The 17,705-nt window shown below is 68.6% G+C and carries 12 protein-coding genes, 1 tRNA gene and 1 pseudogene; 2 read left to right on the top strand and 12 right to left on the bottom strand.

The features are described from left to right. Window positions 1-311: 311 nt before the first annotated feature. Entirely contained in the window at window positions 312-2,903 is a 2,592-nt protein-coding gene (locus NUG20_RS09825; protein ID WP_286038061.1) for a glycoside hydrolase family 3 protein, read from the bottom strand. Between the two features lie 588 nt (window positions 2,904-3,491). After that, window positions 3,492-3,722 (bottom strand): hypothetical protein, encoded by a 231-nt coding sequence (locus NUG20_RS09820; protein ID WP_263398133.1) that lies wholly within the window; start codon window positions 3,720-3,722, stop codon window positions 3,492-3,494. A 55-nt stretch (window positions 3,723-3,777) separates the two neighbouring features. Here NUG20_RS09820 and NUG20_RS09815 point away from each other — a divergent pair, with 55 nt between their 5' ends. Further along, window positions 3,778-4,020, top strand: a complete 243-nt coding sequence (locus NUG20_RS09815; protein ID WP_263398132.1) for a hypothetical protein — start codon at window positions 3,778-3,780, stop codon at window positions 4,018-4,020. Here the strand turns inward: NUG20_RS09815 and NUG20_RS21880 are convergent. The 9 genes and pseudogenes from NUG20_RS21880 to pcnB all read right to left on the bottom strand — a co-directional run bounded on the left by NUG20_RS21880 (window position 4,017) and on the right by pcnB (window position 15,814). Continuing rightward, window positions 4,017-6,458 carry a PAS domain-containing protein gene (locus NUG20_RS21880; RefSeq protein ID WP_343237625.1) on the bottom strand — a complete coding sequence of 814 codons (2,442 nt, stop codon included), beginning with the start codon at window positions 6,456-6,458 and terminating at the stop codon, window positions 4,017-4,019. The two genes, NUG20_RS09815 and NUG20_RS21880, sit on opposite strands and share 4 nt — an antisense overlap. 261 nt (window positions 6,459-6,719) lie before the next feature. Next, window positions 6,720-8,119: pseudogene (locus tag NUG20_RS21875) on the bottom strand (chemotaxis protein CheB); the annotation flags it as partial. Between the two features lie 443 nt (window positions 8,120-8,562). Continuing rightward, window positions 8,563-9,300, bottom strand: a complete 738-nt coding sequence (locus NUG20_RS09800) for a hypothetical protein (protein WP_263398131.1) — start codon at window positions 9,298-9,300, stop codon at window positions 8,563-8,565. 460 nt (window positions 9,301-9,760) lie between these two features. Beyond that, a complete protein-coding gene (gene pgi, locus NUG20_RS09795; RefSeq protein ID WP_263398130.1) occupies window positions 9,761-11,275 on the bottom strand; it encodes a glucose-6-phosphate isomerase in 1,515 nt (504 codons plus the stop codon). Continuing rightward, window positions 11,272-11,652: an aspartate 1-decarboxylase gene (panD, locus tag NUG20_RS09790; RefSeq protein WP_003470181.1), complete on the bottom strand. Its 381-nt coding sequence runs from the start codon at window positions 11,650-11,652 to the stop codon at window positions 11,272-11,274. Before panD ends, pgi begins: the two co-directional genes overlap by 4 nt. 623 nt (window positions 11,653-12,275) lie before the next feature. After that, window positions 12,276-13,115, bottom strand: coding sequence for a pantoate--beta-alanine ligase (gene panC, locus NUG20_RS09785; protein ID WP_263398129.1), 840 nt, complete (start codon window positions 13,113-13,115; stop codon window positions 12,276-12,278). After that, window positions 13,112-13,930: a 3-methyl-2-oxobutanoate hydroxymethyltransferase gene (gene panB / locus NUG20_RS09780; protein WP_263398128.1), complete on the bottom strand. Its 819-nt coding sequence runs from the start codon at window positions 13,928-13,930 to the stop codon at window positions 13,112-13,114. The genes panC and panB overlap by 4 nt, the downstream gene beginning before the upstream one ends. A 31-nt stretch (window positions 13,931-13,961) precedes the next feature. Beyond that, the gene (gene folK, locus NUG20_RS09775; RefSeq protein ID WP_263398127.1) at window positions 13,962-14,474 is read right to left on the bottom strand and encodes a 2-amino-4-hydroxy-6-hydroxymethyldihydropteridine diphosphokinase; all 513 of its coding nucleotides are present in this window, start codon (window positions 14,472-14,474) and stop codon (window positions 13,962-13,964) included. Beyond that, entirely contained in the window at window positions 14,471-15,814 is a 1,344-nt protein-coding gene (gene pcnB, locus NUG20_RS09770) for a polynucleotide adenylyltransferase PcnB (RefSeq protein ID WP_263398126.1), read from the bottom strand. The genes folK and pcnB overlap by 4 nt, the downstream gene beginning before the upstream one ends. Before the next feature lie 103 nt (window positions 15,815-15,917). Between pcnB and NUG20_RS09765 the strand changes: the two genes are divergently transcribed. Further along, window positions 15,918-15,992, top strand: a tRNA-Glu gene (locus tag NUG20_RS09765). A gap of 192 nt (window positions 15,993-16,184) precedes the next feature. Here the strand turns inward: NUG20_RS09765 and NUG20_RS09760 are convergent. Next, on the bottom strand, window positions 16,185-17,615 hold the full coding sequence (locus NUG20_RS09760; RefSeq protein ID WP_263398125.1) for a sugar porter family MFS transporter: 1,431 nt from the start codon (window positions 17,613-17,615) through the stop codon (window positions 16,185-16,187). Window positions 17,616-17,705 lie beyond the last annotated feature (90 nt).

Here is a 17,705-nt window from a genome sequence, read left to right as displayed (position 1 = left end):
TTGGCGATCAGGCGATAGAGACAGGCCTGCTTCGGAGGGCAGGCTGTTGTGGGAGGGGCTTCAGTGCCGACGGGCCTTGTTGGCCTACTGTCGGGGCTGAAGCCCCTCCTACAGGGGTTGCTGAGAGTTCTTGCCAATCGGGTGCCTGAAGGCAGGAGCGCAGCCGTGGCGGTGTGGCCGCGCGGCTTACCTGCTCCGGCGGGTCCGTCTGCAGCGCTGGTGTTCCTGTCTTGCGACGCTTGCGTGCGTTTCAGCAAGCGACGACGCCGTTCGACAGGAACAGCGCCGCCTGTGCTCGCCCGACGCGCGGCTCAGCGCACCGGGCAGTCGACCACGCTCTGCGCGTCGTTGCTGGCGCCCAGCGCGATCCGCGACAGCGACAGGTCCAGCGTGCCGTCGCTCTCGATCACCGGCAGCCGCTCCAGCTTGGCCACATCGGCGCCGGCGACGCTGAAGCACTTCAACGGCACGCCCAGCGCGCGCCACTCGCCCTTGGGCAGCGCCGCCAATGCCTTGCCCAGATCGACCTGCGCCGCACAGCCGCTGCCGCAGCCCACGCCGATGGTCGTGCTGGCGCTCGGCGCCGCGTCCACCTTCAAGGTCAGGATCAGCTGCACGTCGCCGTTGCTCTCGCGCGACACGTCCACCGGCTTGGGCAGCACCAGCGCCACCCCCGCCTTGCCCTTGCCCGACCATTGCAGACGGCGCGCATCCTCCTGCGCCTTGTGGTCGACCGCAGTCATCCGCAGCGAACCATCGGCCAGCGCCGCCGGCATGGTCGCCGCCGGCAGATTGGCCTGGCTGGCGCCCTGCAGGATCAGGTTGATGCCCGCCGCCGGCTTGCCGCGCTCGAAGTACACCCCGCCCACCGCCTGCGCACCGGACACGCCGGAGACTTCGGACAGGCGGCTCAGATCGCCCTTGTCGGCATAGGTCAGGCCGTAGCCGAACGCGAACTGCGGGTTGTAGTTCTTCTGCCCGACGTTGTTGGCGTACTGGGTCGCGCTGCGCGGCCAGGAGAAGCTGAGCTTGCCGTGGAAATCGTACTGGACGCCGCCATCGGGCTTGCGCAGCAGCACGTCGGCGACGCCGCCGCCTTCCGAGCCCGGCAGCCACGCGGCGACGAAGGCGTCGGCGGCGTTGATCTCGCGGTTCACCCACAGCGGACGCCCGCTCAGGAACACCGCCACCACCGGAATGCCTTCGGCCTTGAGCTTCTTGATCAGCTGCAGGTCGCTGTCGTCGCCGGGCTTGTACAGCAGCGTGGCGATGTCGCCCTGGAACTCGGCGTAGGGGTTCTCGCCGAACACCACCACCGCCACGTCCGGCTTGGCCTGGTACGTGCCGTCGATCGCCAGTTCGGCGCTGCCGCCGGCGGCCTTGACCTGCTCCTGCAGCCCTTCCCAGATGGTGTTGCCGTTCGGGTAATCGCTGCGCTTGGTGCCGGTGCCCTGCCAGTTCAGCGTCCAGCCGCCGGACTGCTTGCCCATGTCGTTGGCGCCGTCGCCGGCGACCAGCAGCTTGACCTGCGGCTTCAGCGGCAGCAGCTGCTTCTGGTTCTTCAGCAGCACCAGCGACTCGCGCACCGCCTGCCGCGCCACCGCGCGGTGCTCCGGTGCGCCTAGCAGTTCGAACTTGCCGCCGAGCGGGCGCTGCGACGGCTTGCCGGCCTCGAACAGGCCCAGCCGCAGCTTCACCCGCAGGATCCGCCGCACCGCCTCGTCCAGCCGCGTCATCGGGATCTCGCCCGACTCGACCGCCTTCAGCGCGCTCTCGTAATAGCCCTTCCAGCTGTCCGGCGCCATCAGCATGTCCACGCCGGCATTGAACGAGGCCGGGCAGTCGTCGTTGCGGCAGCCGGCGACCTGGCCATGGCCGTTCCAGTCGCCGACCACGAAGCCGCCGAAATGCATCTGCCCCTTCAGCACGTCGGTCAGCATCGGCTTGTTGCCGTGCATCTTGACGCCGTTGAAGCTGTTGAACGAGGCCATCACCGTCTGCGCACCGGCGGCGATCGCCGGCGGATAGCCGGCACCGTGGATGTCGCGCAGCTGCTGTTCGCTGACCCGGGTGTCGCCCTGGTCCTTGCCGTCGGTGGTGCCGCCGTCGCCGAGGAAATGCTTGACCGAGGCGATCACGTGCGAGCCGTCGAGGAAGCCGGGCTGCCCGGGCACACCCTGCAGGCCTTCGACCACCTTGCCGGCGAAGCTGGCGACCACCTCGGGCGATTCGGAATAGCCTTCGTAGGTGCGGCCCCAGCGGTCGTCCTGCGGCACCGCCACGGTGGGCGCGAAGGTCCACTCCATGCCGGTGGTGCGGGTCTCGGCGGCGGTGACCGCGCCGATCCTGCGCATCAGCTCCGGGTTGCGGGTGGCGCCCAGGCCGATGTTGTGCGGGAACAGCGTGGCGCCGACGATGTTGCTCTGCCCGTGCACCGCATCGATGCCGAAGATGATCGGGATCGCCGGGCCGTCCTTGCCTTTCTGCATCGACGCGTCGTAGTAGGCGTCGGCCAGCTTCAGCCACTGCGCCGGGCTGGCGTCGTACTTGCCGTCGGGATCGGAATTGCCGCCGGCCAGCACCGAGCCGATGTGGTACTTGCGCACGTCGTCCGGGGTCATGCTGGCGATGTCGCCCTGCACGATCTGCCCGACCTTCTGCTCCACCGACATCTGCGCCATCAACTTGGAAATGCGCGCCTCCAGCGCCGCATCCTCGGCCAGCGGCCAGGCCGGCGACGGCCACAGCTGCGGATGGATCGCCGGCGGCGCGGCGGACGCGGCTGCCGTCGCCGGAGCCGATTGGCCGGGGCCGGCCGCGGCCAAGGCCAGCAGGCCCAGCGCGGCGGCGGTGGCCAGCGCATTGCGAAGCGGCGCGGACACGCCAGCGGACTGTTTTTCCAAGATCTTCCCTCCCAGGAACTTGATGAGTGCGGCGCCCCTCGCCTCGCGGCCGGAGCGGCCCGGCGCGCAACCAGCCGCTTACGCTTTCGCAATTGGCGAACGGTGTCAACCGACAACGCGCGTATGCCGTGCGCGCAGGGTCATATCGGATTGCGCTATAGCAACGGAATACCTTCGAAGCCAGGACATACGCCCCGGAACCCATCTGCACCCGGGGACGCCCTGCCCGCGCCGTCGCCAAAATTGCTGCAGCACAACATGGCGCCGCGGACGGGCTGCGCAAAAGTGCGCGGCCGTAGGGTGCCGGCGCCGCCGACGCATGCGGCAAGACCCCACAGCGCATGCCAGGTAAAGGCGGACCATTGGCAGGCAGCGCGGATGCTGCCGTCCATATTTGCGATATGTGCGATGCAGCGATCGTCGATCGCCGCCCCGAGTAGGCCGGGCACTCCCGGCCTCCGCCCCAGGACCGGGACGTGATCGCCAGAACGCGCTGCGTACACATCGCAGCGCCATTCGACAACGGATCAGGGCGCCAGTCGCACCGCGGCATCGGCAAGGACCGGCGCCCGCCGCAACGCATGCGCCCTATCGATCGTTCGCAACGGCCGCGGTGGCGTCATCCGTACGGTGGCCTTGCTCGCTCGCAGTCGGCACCAGCAACTTCACGCACTTCTCGCAGGCGATGTCGATCTTCTCCAGACAATCGCGGACCAGTGCATCCTGGCCCAATTCCGCCGCACGCTTGGCCAGGCGGCCGGCCATGCAGATCGAGTTGACCTCGTTGCGGATGTCGTGCATCAGTTCTTGCTCGCTCATCGTCGTCCCTCGCTGGCGCATCCCCCACCACCGAGCATAGCCGGATGGCGTGAACATGGTGCGCAAATACACGGGCGTTTTCTTCACCTCATGCGCAGGTCGCGATCGTCTGCGCATGCGCCGGCGACCGCGTGCTCTCGCGTGGATCTGCGGCACGCCGAGCGCATGGCCGCCGGCACGCATCGCGCCGACGCCGATCGGCGCGCGCAAAGCCTCGCAAGGCGCCGCGCGCGCCACCCTGCGGGCGGCGCGCGAACATGCCTGCGAACGTGCGACGCCGCTATGCCGCCATGCCTAGTGCTGCTTGCGACGACGCGAACGCGTGTGGCGCCTGATCTCCGCCAGCAGCATGTCAATCGCCACCGGTTTGTTGACGTGCGAGGTGAACCCCGCCGCCAGCGCGCGCGCCACGTCCGCCTGCGCGCCGAAACCGGACAGCGCCAGCGCCGGCACGTCGCCGTAGTTCGGCAACTGGCGCAAGCGGGCGATCAGCGACAGGCCGTTCATGTCGGGCATGCCGATGTCCGACAGCACGATATCGAAGCGCGACGCGGCGGCGATCTCCAGCGCGGCCGCGCCGGTGGTGGCCACGCTGACCTCCGCGCCCTCCAGTTCCAGCAGCGCCGCCAGCGATTCGACGGTGTCGCGACTGTCGTCGACCACCAGCACCTGCAGGCCGGCGCAGGATTCGGCACCGAGATCGCTGTCGGGCAAGGCCGGCACGGCGACCGGTTTGGCCAGCGGCAACCACACCACGAAGGTACTGCCGTGGCCGAGGCCTTTCGACAATGCCTCGACCCGGCCACCCTGCTGGTCCACCAGCTGCCGCACCAGCGCCAGGCCGATGCCCAGGCCGATCTGCTTGCTCGCCGCCCGCGCCGCCGCCTGGCCGAACATGTCGAACACGCGCGGCAGGAAATCCGGGCTGATGCCCTGGCCGGTGTCTTCCACCGCCAGGCGGCCATAGCCGCCGACGCTGGAGATGAGCACGGTGACGCGGCCGCCGGCCGGAGTGAACTTGATCGCGTTGGACACCAGGTTCCAGACGATCTGCTCCACCCGCTGCGGATCGCCGCGCACCAGCAGGTCCTCGTCTTCGCAGACCAGGTTCACCTGCAGGTCCGAGGCCGCCGCGTCGGCCGACGCCACCTCCACGATGTTGCGCGTCAGCGGCAGCAACGGCAGGTCGCCGATGTTCAGATGCAACTTGCCCGTGCGGATGCGCGACAGGTCCAGCAGATCGTCGATGATCTTGGCCTGGCTGTGAATCGCGCGCCTGACCACATCCACGATCGCCATGCCCTTTTTGGACGCGCGCACTTCGGACATGCGTGACATCAGCTCGACGTTGACGCTGATCAGGTTCAGCGGATGCTTGAGCTCGTGCGACATCACTGCCAGGAAATCGCCCTTCAGATCCTGGTCCGCATCGCCGCCTGCCACCACCATCGCATTCGCGGCGTCGGCCGCCGTTTCCTGCGCGCGCCAGAGCAGCTTCAGCGCCCCCTCGGCTGCGGCGCCGGTCGGAATGCTGGTCTCGAACAGCTCGCAGGTCTGGCCGTTGCGGCAGCGCAAGGCGCGGCGCTCGGTCCGCGGTTCGCCGTCCTGCGCGGCGTTGGCGGGCGCAGCGCCGGTGGCCTGCTGGGCGGCGACGTACAGTTGCGCGGACGGCTGGCCCAGCATGTCGTCGGCCGCATAGCCCAGCAGTTGGGTGGCGCCGGCGCTCCAACGCACGACCGCGCCGTCCGCGTCCACCACCACCAGACCGAGCTCGCCGCCACCGCCGAGCAACGCGCGCGCCGGAATGCCCGGCGGCCGCGCCTGCTGTTCGGCCAGGCGCAGCCGGGTCAGGTCGACGAAGGTCAGCACCGCGCCATCGATGCGGTTCTCCTGGGTGCGGTACGGCAGCACGCGCGCCATGTAGGTGCGCCCGTCGATCGCCCGCACCTCGCGCTCGCGCACCTGCAGCGACGCGAATGCGGCCTGCACGTCGGCCGCCAGCTCCTGGTAATCCAGGCGATGGGTGATGTCCAGCAGGCGCCGGCCGATGTCGGCGGGAATGATGCTGAAGATCGCCTCCGCATGCGGCGTGTAGCGCTTGATGCGCAAGTCCGCGTCGACGAAGATCGTGGCGATCTCGGTGGAGGCGATGAAGTTGCGCAGGTCGTCGTTGATCTCCGCCGCTTCGTCCACCTTGCTCTTGAGCTCGTAGTTGACCGTGGTCAACTCCTCGTTGAGCGACTGCAGCTCTTCCTTGCTGGTCTCCAGCTCCTCGGTGGCCGAGCGCAGTTCCTCGTTGATCGCCTGCAGCTCCTCGTTGGAGGCCTTCAGCTCCTCGGTCGAGGTCTCGGCCTGCTCGATCGTGGTCTGCAGCCGGTCGCGCGTGGCCTGCAGTTCGTCCTCCAGGCGCAGCACGATCGCGTCCTTCGCCGGCGGGGTTTCGCCGGCCTGCTTCGGACTCAGCGTGTCGTCGACCTCGTCGAAGAACACCAGCATGAAATTGGCGTCGGCATCGGGGTCGCGGAACGGCCGCACCACCATGTTGAGATAGCTGCGCGCGCCGTTGCGCTCCAGGCACACCTGGCGCGCCTCCACGCTGCGCTTGGTATGCACGGCCTGGAACAGCGCGCTGCGCAGTTCCAGCCGCAGGTCCGGATCGACCACCGCCAGCAGGTTGTAGCTGGGCTCGCCGCCGCCGAACTTCATGAACCGGCCGACCTCGCGCGACATGTGCACGATGTTGTAGTCCGGGTCGACCACGACGCTGGGCGGCGCGTAGTGTTCCAGCACGCGCTGATGCACGTCGGCGAAGGAAAACCCGCGCGCGCGGGTGGCCGACGGCAGCAGCGCATTGCCGCCGCGCACCCCGGTGCGCAGCGGCAGGCTCGGCGTCTGCAGATTGCGCGACTGCGCGCGGGCGCGGTAGATCCGGTTCTTCTTGTCCACCGGCTCGAACAGCGCCGCCGCCGCATCGGCCGATTCGGAGTTGCCGAGGAACAGGTAGCCGCCCGGCGTCAGCGCGAAGTGGAACATGTGCAGCAGCCGCGCCTGGATGTCGCGATCCAGGTAGATCAGCAGGTTGCGCAGCAGATCAGGTCCACCCGCGAGAACGGCGGGTCGCGCAGCACGTTGTGCAGCGCGAACAGCACCCGGTCGCGCACATGCTTCTTGACCCGGTACTGGTGGTGCTCGCGGCTGAAATATTCGCGCAGCCGCGTCGGCGGCACGTCGGTCACGATGGAATCGGGGTACAGGCCGGCGCGTACGCGGGCCAGCGCGCGCTCGTCGATATCGGTGGCGAACACCTGGATCGCCGGCGGCGAGTCGCTGCGCGCGGCCTCGTCGGACAGCAACATCGCCACCGAGTACGGTTCCTCGCCGGTCGCGCACCCCGGGGTCCACACCCGCACCGAACCGCTGTCGCGGCCGCGCTCCAGCAGGCCGGGCACGATGTCGCGTTCCAGCGCCTCGAACGCCTCGCGGTCGCGGAAGAAATTGGTCACGCTGATCAGCATGTCGCTCAGCAGCGCGGCGGTTTCGGCCTCGTTGTCCGCCAGGAAGTCGCGGTAGCTGCCGATGTCCTTGAGCAGGTTGACCTGCAAGCGCCGCTCGATCCGGCGCAACACGGTGGCGCGCTTGTAGTGGTGGAAGTCGTGCCCGGTGCGCGAGCTGAGCATGCTCAGGATGTCGCGCAGCGCTTCCTCGTCGCCGCGGCTGGCGCGTACCTTCTTGGCCATCATCGGCTCGTCGATCTCGCCCTTCACCGGCAGCACGATCTCGCGCGCGTTGTGCCAGAGCTGCAGCAGCTTCGGCGGCATTTCCACCGCCGGCAGCACGAAGTCGACGAAGCCGCTGGCGATGGCGTTGCGCGGCATGTCGTCGTATTCGCTGTCGTCCGGCGCCTGCGCCAGGGTCACGCCCCCGTGTTCCTTCAGCGCGGCGATGCCGACCGAGCCGTCCGCGCCGGTGCCGGACAGCACCACGCCGACCGCGCGATCACGGTGCGCCAGCGCCAGGGTGCGGAAGAACGTATCGATGGCGGTGTGGCGCCCCCGCGGGCGGGTGGCGTCCTGCACGATCAGGCTGCCGTCGTTCATCACCAGGTCCACCGACGGCGAGATCACGTAGATGTGGTTGCGTTCGATCCGTTGCGGCTGGGTGACCTGAATGACCGGCATGCGCGTGGAGCGCTGCAGGAACCGGTCCGCACTGCTCTCGTGCTTGGGCGACAGATGCAGGATGACCACGAACGCCATGCCGTTGTCCGCCGGCAGGTTCGTCAGCAGCGCCGAGACCGCGGCCAGGCCCCCGGCCGACGCGCCGATGCCCACCACCGGGAAGTCCAGATGACTGATCTGGATCGGGCCTTCCTCGGTTTCCTCTACGTTGTGGGGCATCGTCGGTCCAAAGCTGAAGTGTTATATGTGCGTTCATGTTACCGCCAAGCGCCGTAAGCTTTCTGTGTGCATGACGTGCAGGTGCGTTCACAGCGCCGATGCACGGACGTGAGGCGTTCTTGGCGAGCAGCGACGGACGGCAGCGTATGGTGTGGCGCATGTGCACGAGACGCCCAGGCAAGAGCGCGGCGATGCCGCTGGGGCTGGGCTGCCGAGCCCGCGCACTGCGCCAATGGCGATGACGAATCGGGCCTTGCACGCGCGGGCTGGCGCGAATGCACGCCGCGCTCGGACTGCGGCGCGGCGGACATGCAGAGCGCAAAGAACACAGACACCGCCGGCCAGGGGGCTGTCCGGCATTCACCACGTTGCCGCCCGATAGAGCGAACAGGTTCCAAGGCCTATCGCGGCACCCGCCCCAGACGATCACCCGCCTCAGCAGACTAGAACTCCGCTTCCTTGCGCGTTGGCTTCAACGTTTGCCAACCCAAGTCGTTACCGATGCTGAGAAACCCCGTGCCCCCAGACAGCCCTTGTGCCTGCACGACAGAAGAATACTCCGCAAAAAAATCGGGTTTGCGCCATTGCGCGGAAATCGATTCGCGGCTGCCGCCCAGGTCGTTGTTCCAAGCAACGGCCTTTTGCGAATTCGGCGAACCGAATTTGCCCTTGAGCAGTTCCATCACGCGTTGCTGCGCCTCAAATCCGGTCGTATTGAAGCGCAACGCGATCACGCGCCCATTGCGCAACAACACCAGGCCGCCCGCACCTTCCAACGAAAAGGCGTCACCTGCTCCCGCGCCTATCGACAGGCCGATGGGCGCAATCCACGCCGGGAACTCAGCCTGGGCGAAGACAAGGTAACCGTATTCGCCTGGCCCGAACTCGGTGTTGCCCACTGCCATGTTCGTCGTGCCAGGCGCTACGCACAGACCCGTTGCGGGCAGAACGGCCTTTGCTGGCTCCGGTGGCGGCGCCGTCAGCTTGTTGAACGCCCTAGCACCCAAGCCTGTGTTGCGAGGGCGAGCAGGCGCGGATGGCAAGGAAATCTGGCAAACGGGAAGCGCCAGCGGCGCTCCCAATGTGATGCCGAATATGTCGGGTTCCGCCGCCAACACGGGCGTGCAAGAAAGAGCGGACAGCAATACGGCAAGCGAACCGACCAGCACAGAGAAACGCATACGGCAGGCATCCATGCAGCGGCAGGGAAAGAGACGGCTGAGTATACGTGCGTGGCTGTGCTGCTGGCAGAGTTTGCGGCTTTCGAAAGCATGCCGGGCCGGCCAGCAGGCATGCCGTTTTTCATGCCAAGCAAAGCAGTGTCATCCGTTGGCCATAGCATCATGCATAGCATTCGCCGCAGTGTCGCCATCGGCTGGACGCGCGCCCAATGAGGGAAAATCCGATGATGCCTGGATGGCGCCAGTACAGCGTTGTTCAATGGCACGATCTGAGCCGATGGCCGTGCGGCTTACGCTTACATTCGCTCGTTGTCGGCACCGCGGACTCGCAGCAAAACGAGATTGCCGCTTTCTGTACCGATGCCGCGTTCCTTGATCAGAAAAACGATAAAGGCGGCGATCTTGCTTGCGCCGCCTCTATGAGCAGCATGCCGCTCATCATGCTGCAACTCGGTACGCCTCAGCCGCGCAACCGCGCCAGCACCGCGCGCGTCACCGGGTCGGCGACCTCGGTGCCCTCGCCTTGCAGCGCCGGCAGCAGCTGGCTGGCCAGCTGCTTGCCCAGTTCCACGCCGAACTGGTCGAAGGCATTGATGCCCCAGATCACCGACTGCACGTAGACGCTGTGCTCGTACATCGCGATCAGCGCGCCCAACGCCTGCGGGGTCAGCGCGTCGAGCAGGATCAGCGTGCTCGGGCGGCCGCCCGGATAGTCGCGGTGCGGGTCGTCGCTGCCCTGCCCGTTCGCCAGCGCCTCGGTCTGCGCCAGCAGGTTGGCCAGCAGCGCCTGGTGGTTGACGGTGTACGGGTCGTCGTTGCGGATGCAGCCGATGAAATCGGCCGGCACGATGCTGGTGCCCTGGTGCAGCGCCTGGAAGAAGCTGTGCTGCACGTCGGTGCCGGCGCCGCCCCACCACACCGGCACGGTATCGGCCTGCACCGGCGTGCCGTCCAGCTGCACGCGCTTGCCCAGGCTCTCCATCACCAGCTGTTGCAGGTACGCCGGCAGCAGCGCCAGGCGCTGGTCGTAGGTCATCACCGCCTGCGTGGCATAGCCGAGCACGTTGCGGTTCCACAGCGTGGTCAGTGCGTGCAGCACCGCCACGTTGCGCTGCAGCGGCGCGGTCAGCGCGTGTTGGTCGAACTGCGCCGCGCCGGCCAGCAATTGCTCGAAGCCGTCGGCGCCGATCGCCAGCGCGATCGGGAAGCCCACCGCCGACCACAGCGAATAGCGCCCGCCGACCCAGTCCCACATCGGCAGCACGCGGCTGGCGGCGATATCGAAGGCCTTGGCGGCGCGCTCGGGATTGGCGCTGACCGCGTACAGGCGCTCGCTGCCGCCGAGCCAGTCGCGCAGGATCTGGCCGTTGAGCAGGGTTTCCTGGGTGCCGAAGGTCTTGGAGATCAGCACGCCGGCGGTGCGCGCCGGATCCAGCGTGGCCAGCGTGCGCTGCATCGCCGCGCCGTCGACGTTGGACACGAAGTGCACGCGGAAACGCGCGCCTTCGACCGGACGCAGCGCGTCGGCGACCAGGCGCGGGCCCAGGTCGGAACCGCCGATGCCGACGCTGACGATGTCGGTGACCTCGGTCTGCGCCAGCGCGTCGATCAGCGCACGCATGCGTTGCTGCACCTCGCGCGCGCTGGCGTTGGCGTCGGCCGCGACCGGTGCGCCGCTGAGCTCGCCGCGCAATGCCGTATGCAGCGCGGCGCGGCCTTCGGTGACGTTGACCGTCTCGCCGCGGAACAGGCGCTGGAACGCGCCGGCCACGTCGTGTTCGGCGGCCAGCGCGAGCAGCGCGTCGAGCGCGGCGCGGTCGTATTTCTGCCGCGCGAAATTGAAGTACAACGGCCCGACCTGCAGCGCCAGGTCGTCGATCCGGCCCGGCTCGGCGGCCAGCAGTTCGGGAAGGCGCGCCCCGCGCAGGCGCTGGGCGTGGGAATGCAGTGCGTCGAAACCGTTGGACTGTGTCATGCGGCCTGCTTCGGGATGCTGTGGTTGGTGTGGGTGATCTTGTTGGCGCCGTCCACGTAGACCAGGGTCGGCTGGAAGCGCGCGGCTTCCTCTTCGCTCATGCCGGCGAAGGCGGCGATGATGATCAGGTCGCCGACCTGCACGTGGCGCGCGGCGCCGCCGTTGAGCGAGACGATGCCACTGCCTTCGTCGGCGCGGATCGCGTAGGTGCTGAAGCGCGCGCCGTTGGTGACGTCCCAGATGTGCACCTGCTCGAACTCGCGGATGCCGGTGGCGTCCAGCAGCAGCCCGTCGATGGCGATCGACCCTTCGTAGTTGAGCTCCGAATGGGTGACGGTGGCGCGGTGGATCTTGGTCTTCAACAGGCTCAGTTGCATGCTTGCGGTGCTGCGGTGGGGAAAGGCGCAGTTTAGCAGCCGGGGGGTTAAGCGGCAGTGGCAGCAGGGCTTGGCGGCAGGTGTATGCGTTGTCCGCTGCGCGTCCCGGCGTGCCGGCCGCAGGACATGATTTGGCTGCCGGATGCGGCAATGCGCACTGCGAGCGACGCCAGCCGTGGCCGGCCGAGCGGCGGATCCTGCTATTGCGGATGGCATCGCCAAGCGGTGGCCTGACAGCTTCGGAAAGCGTCGGGGCTGAAGCCCCTCCCACAATGCACCCAGCCGGCTCGCCGCAAGTCTCTATAGGAGCGGCTTCAGCCGCGACGAACGAAACGGCAGGCGCGACGGCTTCGGACACAGTCGGGACTGAGGCCCCTCCTACAGTGCACCCAGCCGGCTCTCCGCAAGTCCCTGTAGGAGCGGCTTCAGCCGCGACGAACGAAGCGGCAGGCTCGGCGGCTTCGGACACAGTCGGGGCTGAAGCCCCTCCTACAGTGCACCCAGCCGGCTCACAGCAACCCCTGTGGGAGCGACTTCAGTCGCGACGCGCAGCCCCAACCGACATTGCGCATTCCAAACGATGCGTCCGACACCTATCGACGCATGCGCCGCACCAGTCGCGCTCAGAACTCCAAGTTGTCGATCAACCGGGTGCGCCCCAGGCGCGCGGCGATCAAGGCCACGCGCGGGCCTTCCTGGTCGTGCGGTTCGCTCAGGTCGAGCAGCCGCAGCACGGTGTAGTCGACGTCGAAGCCGGCGTCCTGCAACTGCCTGGTCGCCGCCGCCTCGATCTCGGCGCGCGGGTTCCCGGCCAGGTGGCCGTCGCGCATCGCCAGCAGGGTCTGGCGGATCTGCGCCGCGCGCGGCCGCTCCTCGGCCGACAGGTACTGGTTGCGCGAGCTCATCGCCAGGCCGTCGGCCTCGCGCACGATGCTGCCACCCAGGATCTCGATCGGGAACGCCAGGTCGGCGACCATCTGCCGGATCACCGCCAACTGCTGGTAGTCCTTCTTGCCGAACGCGGCCAGGTCCGGCTGCACCTGGTTGAACAGGCGCGCGACCACGGTGCAGACGCCATCGAAATGGCCGGGCCGGCAGGCGCCCTCCAGCACTTCGCTGACCCCGGGCGTGTGCATGCGCAACGCCAGCTCCACGCCCAGCGGGTACATGCTCTCCACCGTCGGCAGCCACAGCGCGTCGCATCCGGCGTCTTCCAGGCCGCTGGTGTCGGCTTCGGGCGTGCGCGGATAGCGGGTGAAGTCCTCGTTCGGGCCGAACTGGGTCGGGTTGACGAACACGCTGGACACCACCCGGTCGGCGTATTGCCGGGCCAGCATCACCAGCGAGAAATGCCCGGCATGCAGGTTGCCCATGGTCGGCACGAAGGCCACGCGCAGGCCCTGCCGCTTCCAGCCGGAAACGACGGCGCGCAGCCGGGCCAGGTCGGTGATGGTCTCGATCATTTGGCGTAGGCGTGTTCGGCGTCGGGGAAGGTGCCGGCGCGCACGGCGTCGGCGTAGGCGCGCACGGCGCCGGCGATGGAGCCGCCTTCGGCCAGGAAATCCTTGACGAAGCGCGGGCGGCGATGGCCGCTGTCCAGGCCCAGGAAGTCGTGCAGCACCAGCACCTGGCCGTCGCAGTCCGGGCCGGCGCCGATGCCGATGGTGGGGATGTCGACTTCGGCGGTGATCCGCGCGGCCAGCGGCGACGGCACGCATTCGAGCACCAGCAGCGTGGCGCCGGCCGCGGCCACCGCCTTGGCATCGGCCAGCAGCTTGGCCGCGGCGGCCTCCTCGCGGCCCTGGATCTTGTAGCCGCCGAAGGTCAGCACCGACTGCGGGGTCAGGCCCAGGTGCGAACACACCGGGATGTCGCGCTCGCTGAGGAAGCGGATTACCTCCAGCTTGTGCCCGGCGCCCTCCAGCTTGACCATCTCCGCGCCGGCCTGCAGCAACCGGGTGGACGCGTCCAGCGCGCGCTCGGGGGTGGCGTCGGACTGGAACGGCAGGTCGGCCACCAGCAGCGCGCGCTGCAGCACCCGCGCTACCGCGGCGGTGTGGTAGGCGATGTCGTCCACGGTCACCGGCAGGGTCGAGTCGTGGCCCTGCACCACCATGCCCAGCGAATCGCCGATCAGGATCAGGTCCACCCCGTTGGCGTCGAACGCGCGCGCGAACCCGGCGTCGTAGGCGGTCAGCATCACCAGTTTCTTCCCGCGGCGCTTGGCCTCGGCCAGGGCGGGGACGGTCCAGGGCTTGCTGTCGGCGTGGCTGCTCATAAGCTCATGCGGTGCGGTGATAAGCCGGGCATTATCTACCGATTGGCACGATCCCGTCGGTTTCGATGCGGTCGCGTATGTCACGCACCGTTCCATGGCCGGGGACCGTCGCGTCGGCCGCGATCTCGGCCAGCGGCAGCAGCACGAAACCGCGCTGGTGCAGGTAGGGATGCGGCACCTGCAACCCGGGCAGGTCGATCACCGCCTCGGCGTACAGCAGCAGGTCCAGGTCCAGGGTGCGCGGCCCCCAGCGCTCGCCGGGGGCGCGCTGGCGGCCGTGGCGGCCTTCCAGCGCCAGCAGCGCCTGCAGCAGCTCGGGCGCCGGCAGCGCGGTGCTCAGCACGGCGGCGGCATTGATGAAGTCCGGCTGCGCTTCATTGCCCCACGCCGGGCTGCGGTACAGCTGCGAGGCGCGCAGCAGGCGGGTGTGCGGCAGCGTGTCCAGCGCGGCGATGGCCGCGCGCAGGGTCGCGGCGGCATCGCCGAGGTTGCCGCCCAGGCCGATGCAGGCCTGCACCGGCGCGGCGGAAAGCGGCTCGCTCACTCGGCCGGGGCGGCGGCATCCGGACGCCGGCGCCGGCGCCGGCGGCGCTTGGGGGTTTCCTCGCTGTCGGCCGGGGCCATCGCCACCTCGTCGCCGACGTAGTCGATTTCCGGGTCGAAGCCGCGCGGCGGCGGCGCGTAGCCGGGCTGCTGCTGCAGTTCGCGCCAGTAGGCGATATCGGCCTCGTGCTCGGCCGAGGCCGACTGGCGCAGGATCAGGAAGTCGAATGCGGCGCGGAAGCGCGGGTGCGACAAGGTCCGCACCACCCGCTTGCGCTGGCGCGAGGTGAAGCGCGACTGCAGCAACCAGATCTCCTGCATCGGCAGCGAGAACCGCCGCGGCAGCGCGACCGTGCTCAGCTGGTGCAGGGTCACCCGGTCGGCGGCGCGGCGCTGCGCCTCCTCCAGCTGCATGCCCTGCTTCTGCAGCGCCATCAGCGCGCGGCAGTAGGCCGGCCAGAGCAGCAGCGCGAACAGGAACGCCGGCGACACCGGCTCGTCGTTGGCCACCCGCGCATCGGTGTTGCGCAGGCCTTCGATCAGCATCCGCCGCAGCGCGCCGCTGCGGTTGGAGGCGAGCGCCGCCGCGCTCTCCGGGAACAGCGCGGCGAGCAGGCCGTAGCGCTCCAGGCCTTCGAAGCTGGCCACGCCGTCGCCGGACAGGAACAGCTTCAGCACTTCCTCGAACAGCCGTGCCGGCGCCGCTTCGGCCAGCAGCCCGGCCAGGCGCGGGATCGGTTCGGCGGTGGTCGGCTCGATCTCGAAATCCAGCTTGGCGGCCAGGCGCACCGCGCGCAGCATGCGCACCGGGTCTTCGCGGTAGCGCTGCTCGGGGTCGCCGATCATGCGCATCAGCCGCGCCTGCACGTCGGCGAAGCCGCCGGTGTAGTCGCGCACCGAGAAGTCCTCGATCGCGTAGTACAGCGCGTTGCAGGTGAAGTCGCGGCGCACCGCGTCGTCCTCGATGCTGCCGTAGACGTTGTCGCGGACCAGGCGGCCGTTGTCGAGCTCGCGGTCGCCACTGCCGTCGTCGACGTTGGCGCGGAACGTGGCCACCTCGATGATCTCGCGGCCGTAGACCACGTGCGCCAGGCGGAAGCGGCGGCCGATCAGGCGGCAGTTGCGGAACAGCTGCTTGACCTGTTCGGGGGTGGCGTCGGTGGCGACGTCGAAGTCCTTGGGCTGCAGCTCGACCAGCAGATCGCGGACCGCGCCGCCGACCAGGTACGCGCCGAAGCCGGCTTCGCGCAGCCGGTACAGCACGCGCAGCGCATTGGGACTGATGTCCTTGCGCGAGACGTTGTGCTGATCGCGCGGGATCAGCTGCAGAGTGAACGGCACAGGAACTGGCGGGTTGATGATGGCGCTTCCGTATCGAGTTGCGGGATTGCCGGCGGGCGGCTAGCCCCATATACTAGCGCCCTGCAATCGATGCGACCAACCTGCTCCCTTCGTCTAATGGTTAGGACGTGGCCCTCTCAAGGCTAAAACAGGGGTTCGAGCCCCCTAGGGAGCACCATCGCCGCCTCGCCTGCAGTGAAAACCACAAAAGCCCCGCATCTGCGGGGCTTTTGCGTTGTGGGGCCGGCCGAGGCGGCGCCCCGCACTGAGCGAGGCACCGCGCGCTGCGAAACCGGCCGTGGCCGCGATCCGCCCCACCGGCGGCCGTTTCGCCCGGCACCGGCGCGGCCTGGGCCGCGCCGGCGCGGACTCAGCCCTGCATCTGCTCCAGCTCGCGACCCTTGGTCTCGTACACATACTTGAGCACGAAGAACACCGAGATGAACGCGGCCACGGTGTAGATGCCGTAGGCGCCAGCCAGGCCGATGCTGCCGAGCAGAATCGGGAACGACACGGTGATGGCGAAGTTCGAGGTCCACTGCGCCGCGCCCGCCACCGCCAGGCCGGAGCCGCGGATCTGGTTGGGGAACATCTCGCCCAGCATCACCCACATCACCGGGCCCCAGGACATGTTGAAGAAGATCACGTAGACGTTGGCCGCGATCAGCGCCAGCCGGCCCATGCCCGGCGACATCGCCAGCTTGCCGGCTTCGTCCAGCGAGGCGCTGGCGAAGGCCAGCGTGACCAGCGCCAGCGACACCGCCATGCCGGCCGAGCCGACCCACAGCAGCGGTTTGCGCCCGATCTTGTCGATCAGCATCACCGTGATCAGGCAGGCGCCGATGCTCAGCGCGCCGGACAGCACGTTGATCAGCAGCGAATCGCTCTCGGAGAAACCCACCGCCTGCCACAGCACCGCACCGTAGTAGAACACCACGTTGATGCCGACCAGTTGCTGGAAGGTGGCCAGGCCGATGCCGATCCACACGATCGGACGCACCTTGCCGGTGACCTTGCTGACCAGGTCCGACAGCTTCGGCTTGTGCTGGTCGGCCGCCAGCGAGGCGGAGATCTCGGTCAGCTTGGCCTGCGCCTCGCGCGGGCCGTAGAGCTTGGTCAACACCACCAGCGCGGCGTCGCGGCGGCCCTTGACCACCAGGTAGCGCGGGCTCTCCGGGATCGCCAGCAACAGCAGCAGGAACACCAGCGAGGGGAACGCCTGCATCCAGAACATCCAGCGCCACGCGGCCTGGCCCAGCCACAGCGGCTCGGTCGAGGCGCTGGCCAGCTTGACCAGCACGTAGTTGCTCAGGAACGCGGTGAACAGGCCGCTGATGATGGCGATCTGCTGCACCGTGGCCAGCCGGCCGCGGTAACGCGCCGGCGCGACCTCGGCGATGTACGCCGGCGACATCACGCTGGCTGCGCCGACCGCGAAGCCGCCCATGACCCGGGCGAAGACGAAGAACAGGGAGCTGTGCGCGGCGCCGGCGCCGATCGCCGACAGCAGGAACAGCACCGCGGAGATGATCAGCACCGCGCGGCGGCCGAGGCGGTCGGCCAGCCAGCCGGCGAAGAACGCGCCGAACGCGCAGCCCAGCAGCATCGAGGCGACCTCGAAGCCGGTGCCGGCGGCGCTGGAATGGAAGGTCTGCTTGAGGCCGTCGACGGTGCCGTTGATCACGCCGCTGTCGAAGCCGAACAGGAACCCGCCGATGGTGGCGACGCAACTGATGAGGATGATGAGACGCGTGTTCTCGCCTGCGCCATCGGCGTGGCGGTCTAGGGATACGCTGGACATTGAGTCACCTGGTGTCGTGCAGAAAGGAGAACGGCCATCGCGGGAAGAGACGGCACGGCCGGCGGTCGCGCGACCGCCGGCCGTCGCGCA

It is taken from the genome of Xanthomonas sp. CFBP 8443 (assembly GCF_025666195.1).
In the GTDB taxonomy this organism is placed as follows: domain Bacteria; phylum Pseudomonadota; class Gammaproteobacteria; order Xanthomonadales; family Xanthomonadaceae; genus Xanthomonas_A.
Note: the sequence above shows the minus strand (reverse complement) of the source record. Positions and strands in the feature narration are given on the sequence as shown.

Coding starts and splice junctions, on each gene's coding strand:
- NUG20_RS09760 (WP_263398125.1), bottom strand. CDS start 17,615: ATGTCCAGCGTATCCCTAGACCGCCACGCCGATGGCGCAGGCGAGAAC.
- NUG20_RS09800 (WP_263398131.1), bottom strand. CDS start 9,300: ATGCGTTTCTCTGTGCTGGTCGGTTCGCTTGCCGTATTGCTGTCCGCT.
- panC (WP_263398129.1), bottom strand. CDS start 13,115: ATGATCGAGACCATCACCGACCTGGCCCGGCTGCGCGCCGTCGTTTCC.
- pgi (WP_263398130.1), bottom strand. CDS start 11,275: ATGACACAGTCCAACGGTTTCGACGCACTGCATTCCCACGCCCAGCGC.
- NUG20_RS09820 (WP_263398133.1), bottom strand. CDS start 3,722: ATGAGCGAGCAAGAACTGATGCACGACATCCGCAACGAGGTCAACTCG.
- panD (WP_003470181.1), bottom strand. CDS start 11,652: ATGCAACTGAGCCTGTTGAAGACCAAGATCCACCGCGCCACCGTCACC.
- NUG20_RS09815 (WP_263398132.1), top strand. CDS start 3,778: ATGGTGCGCAAATACACGGGCGTTTTCTTCACCTCATGCGCAGGTCGC.
- panB (WP_263398128.1), bottom strand. CDS start 13,930: ATGAGCAGCCACGCCGACAGCAAGCCCTGGACCGTCCCCGCCCTGGCC.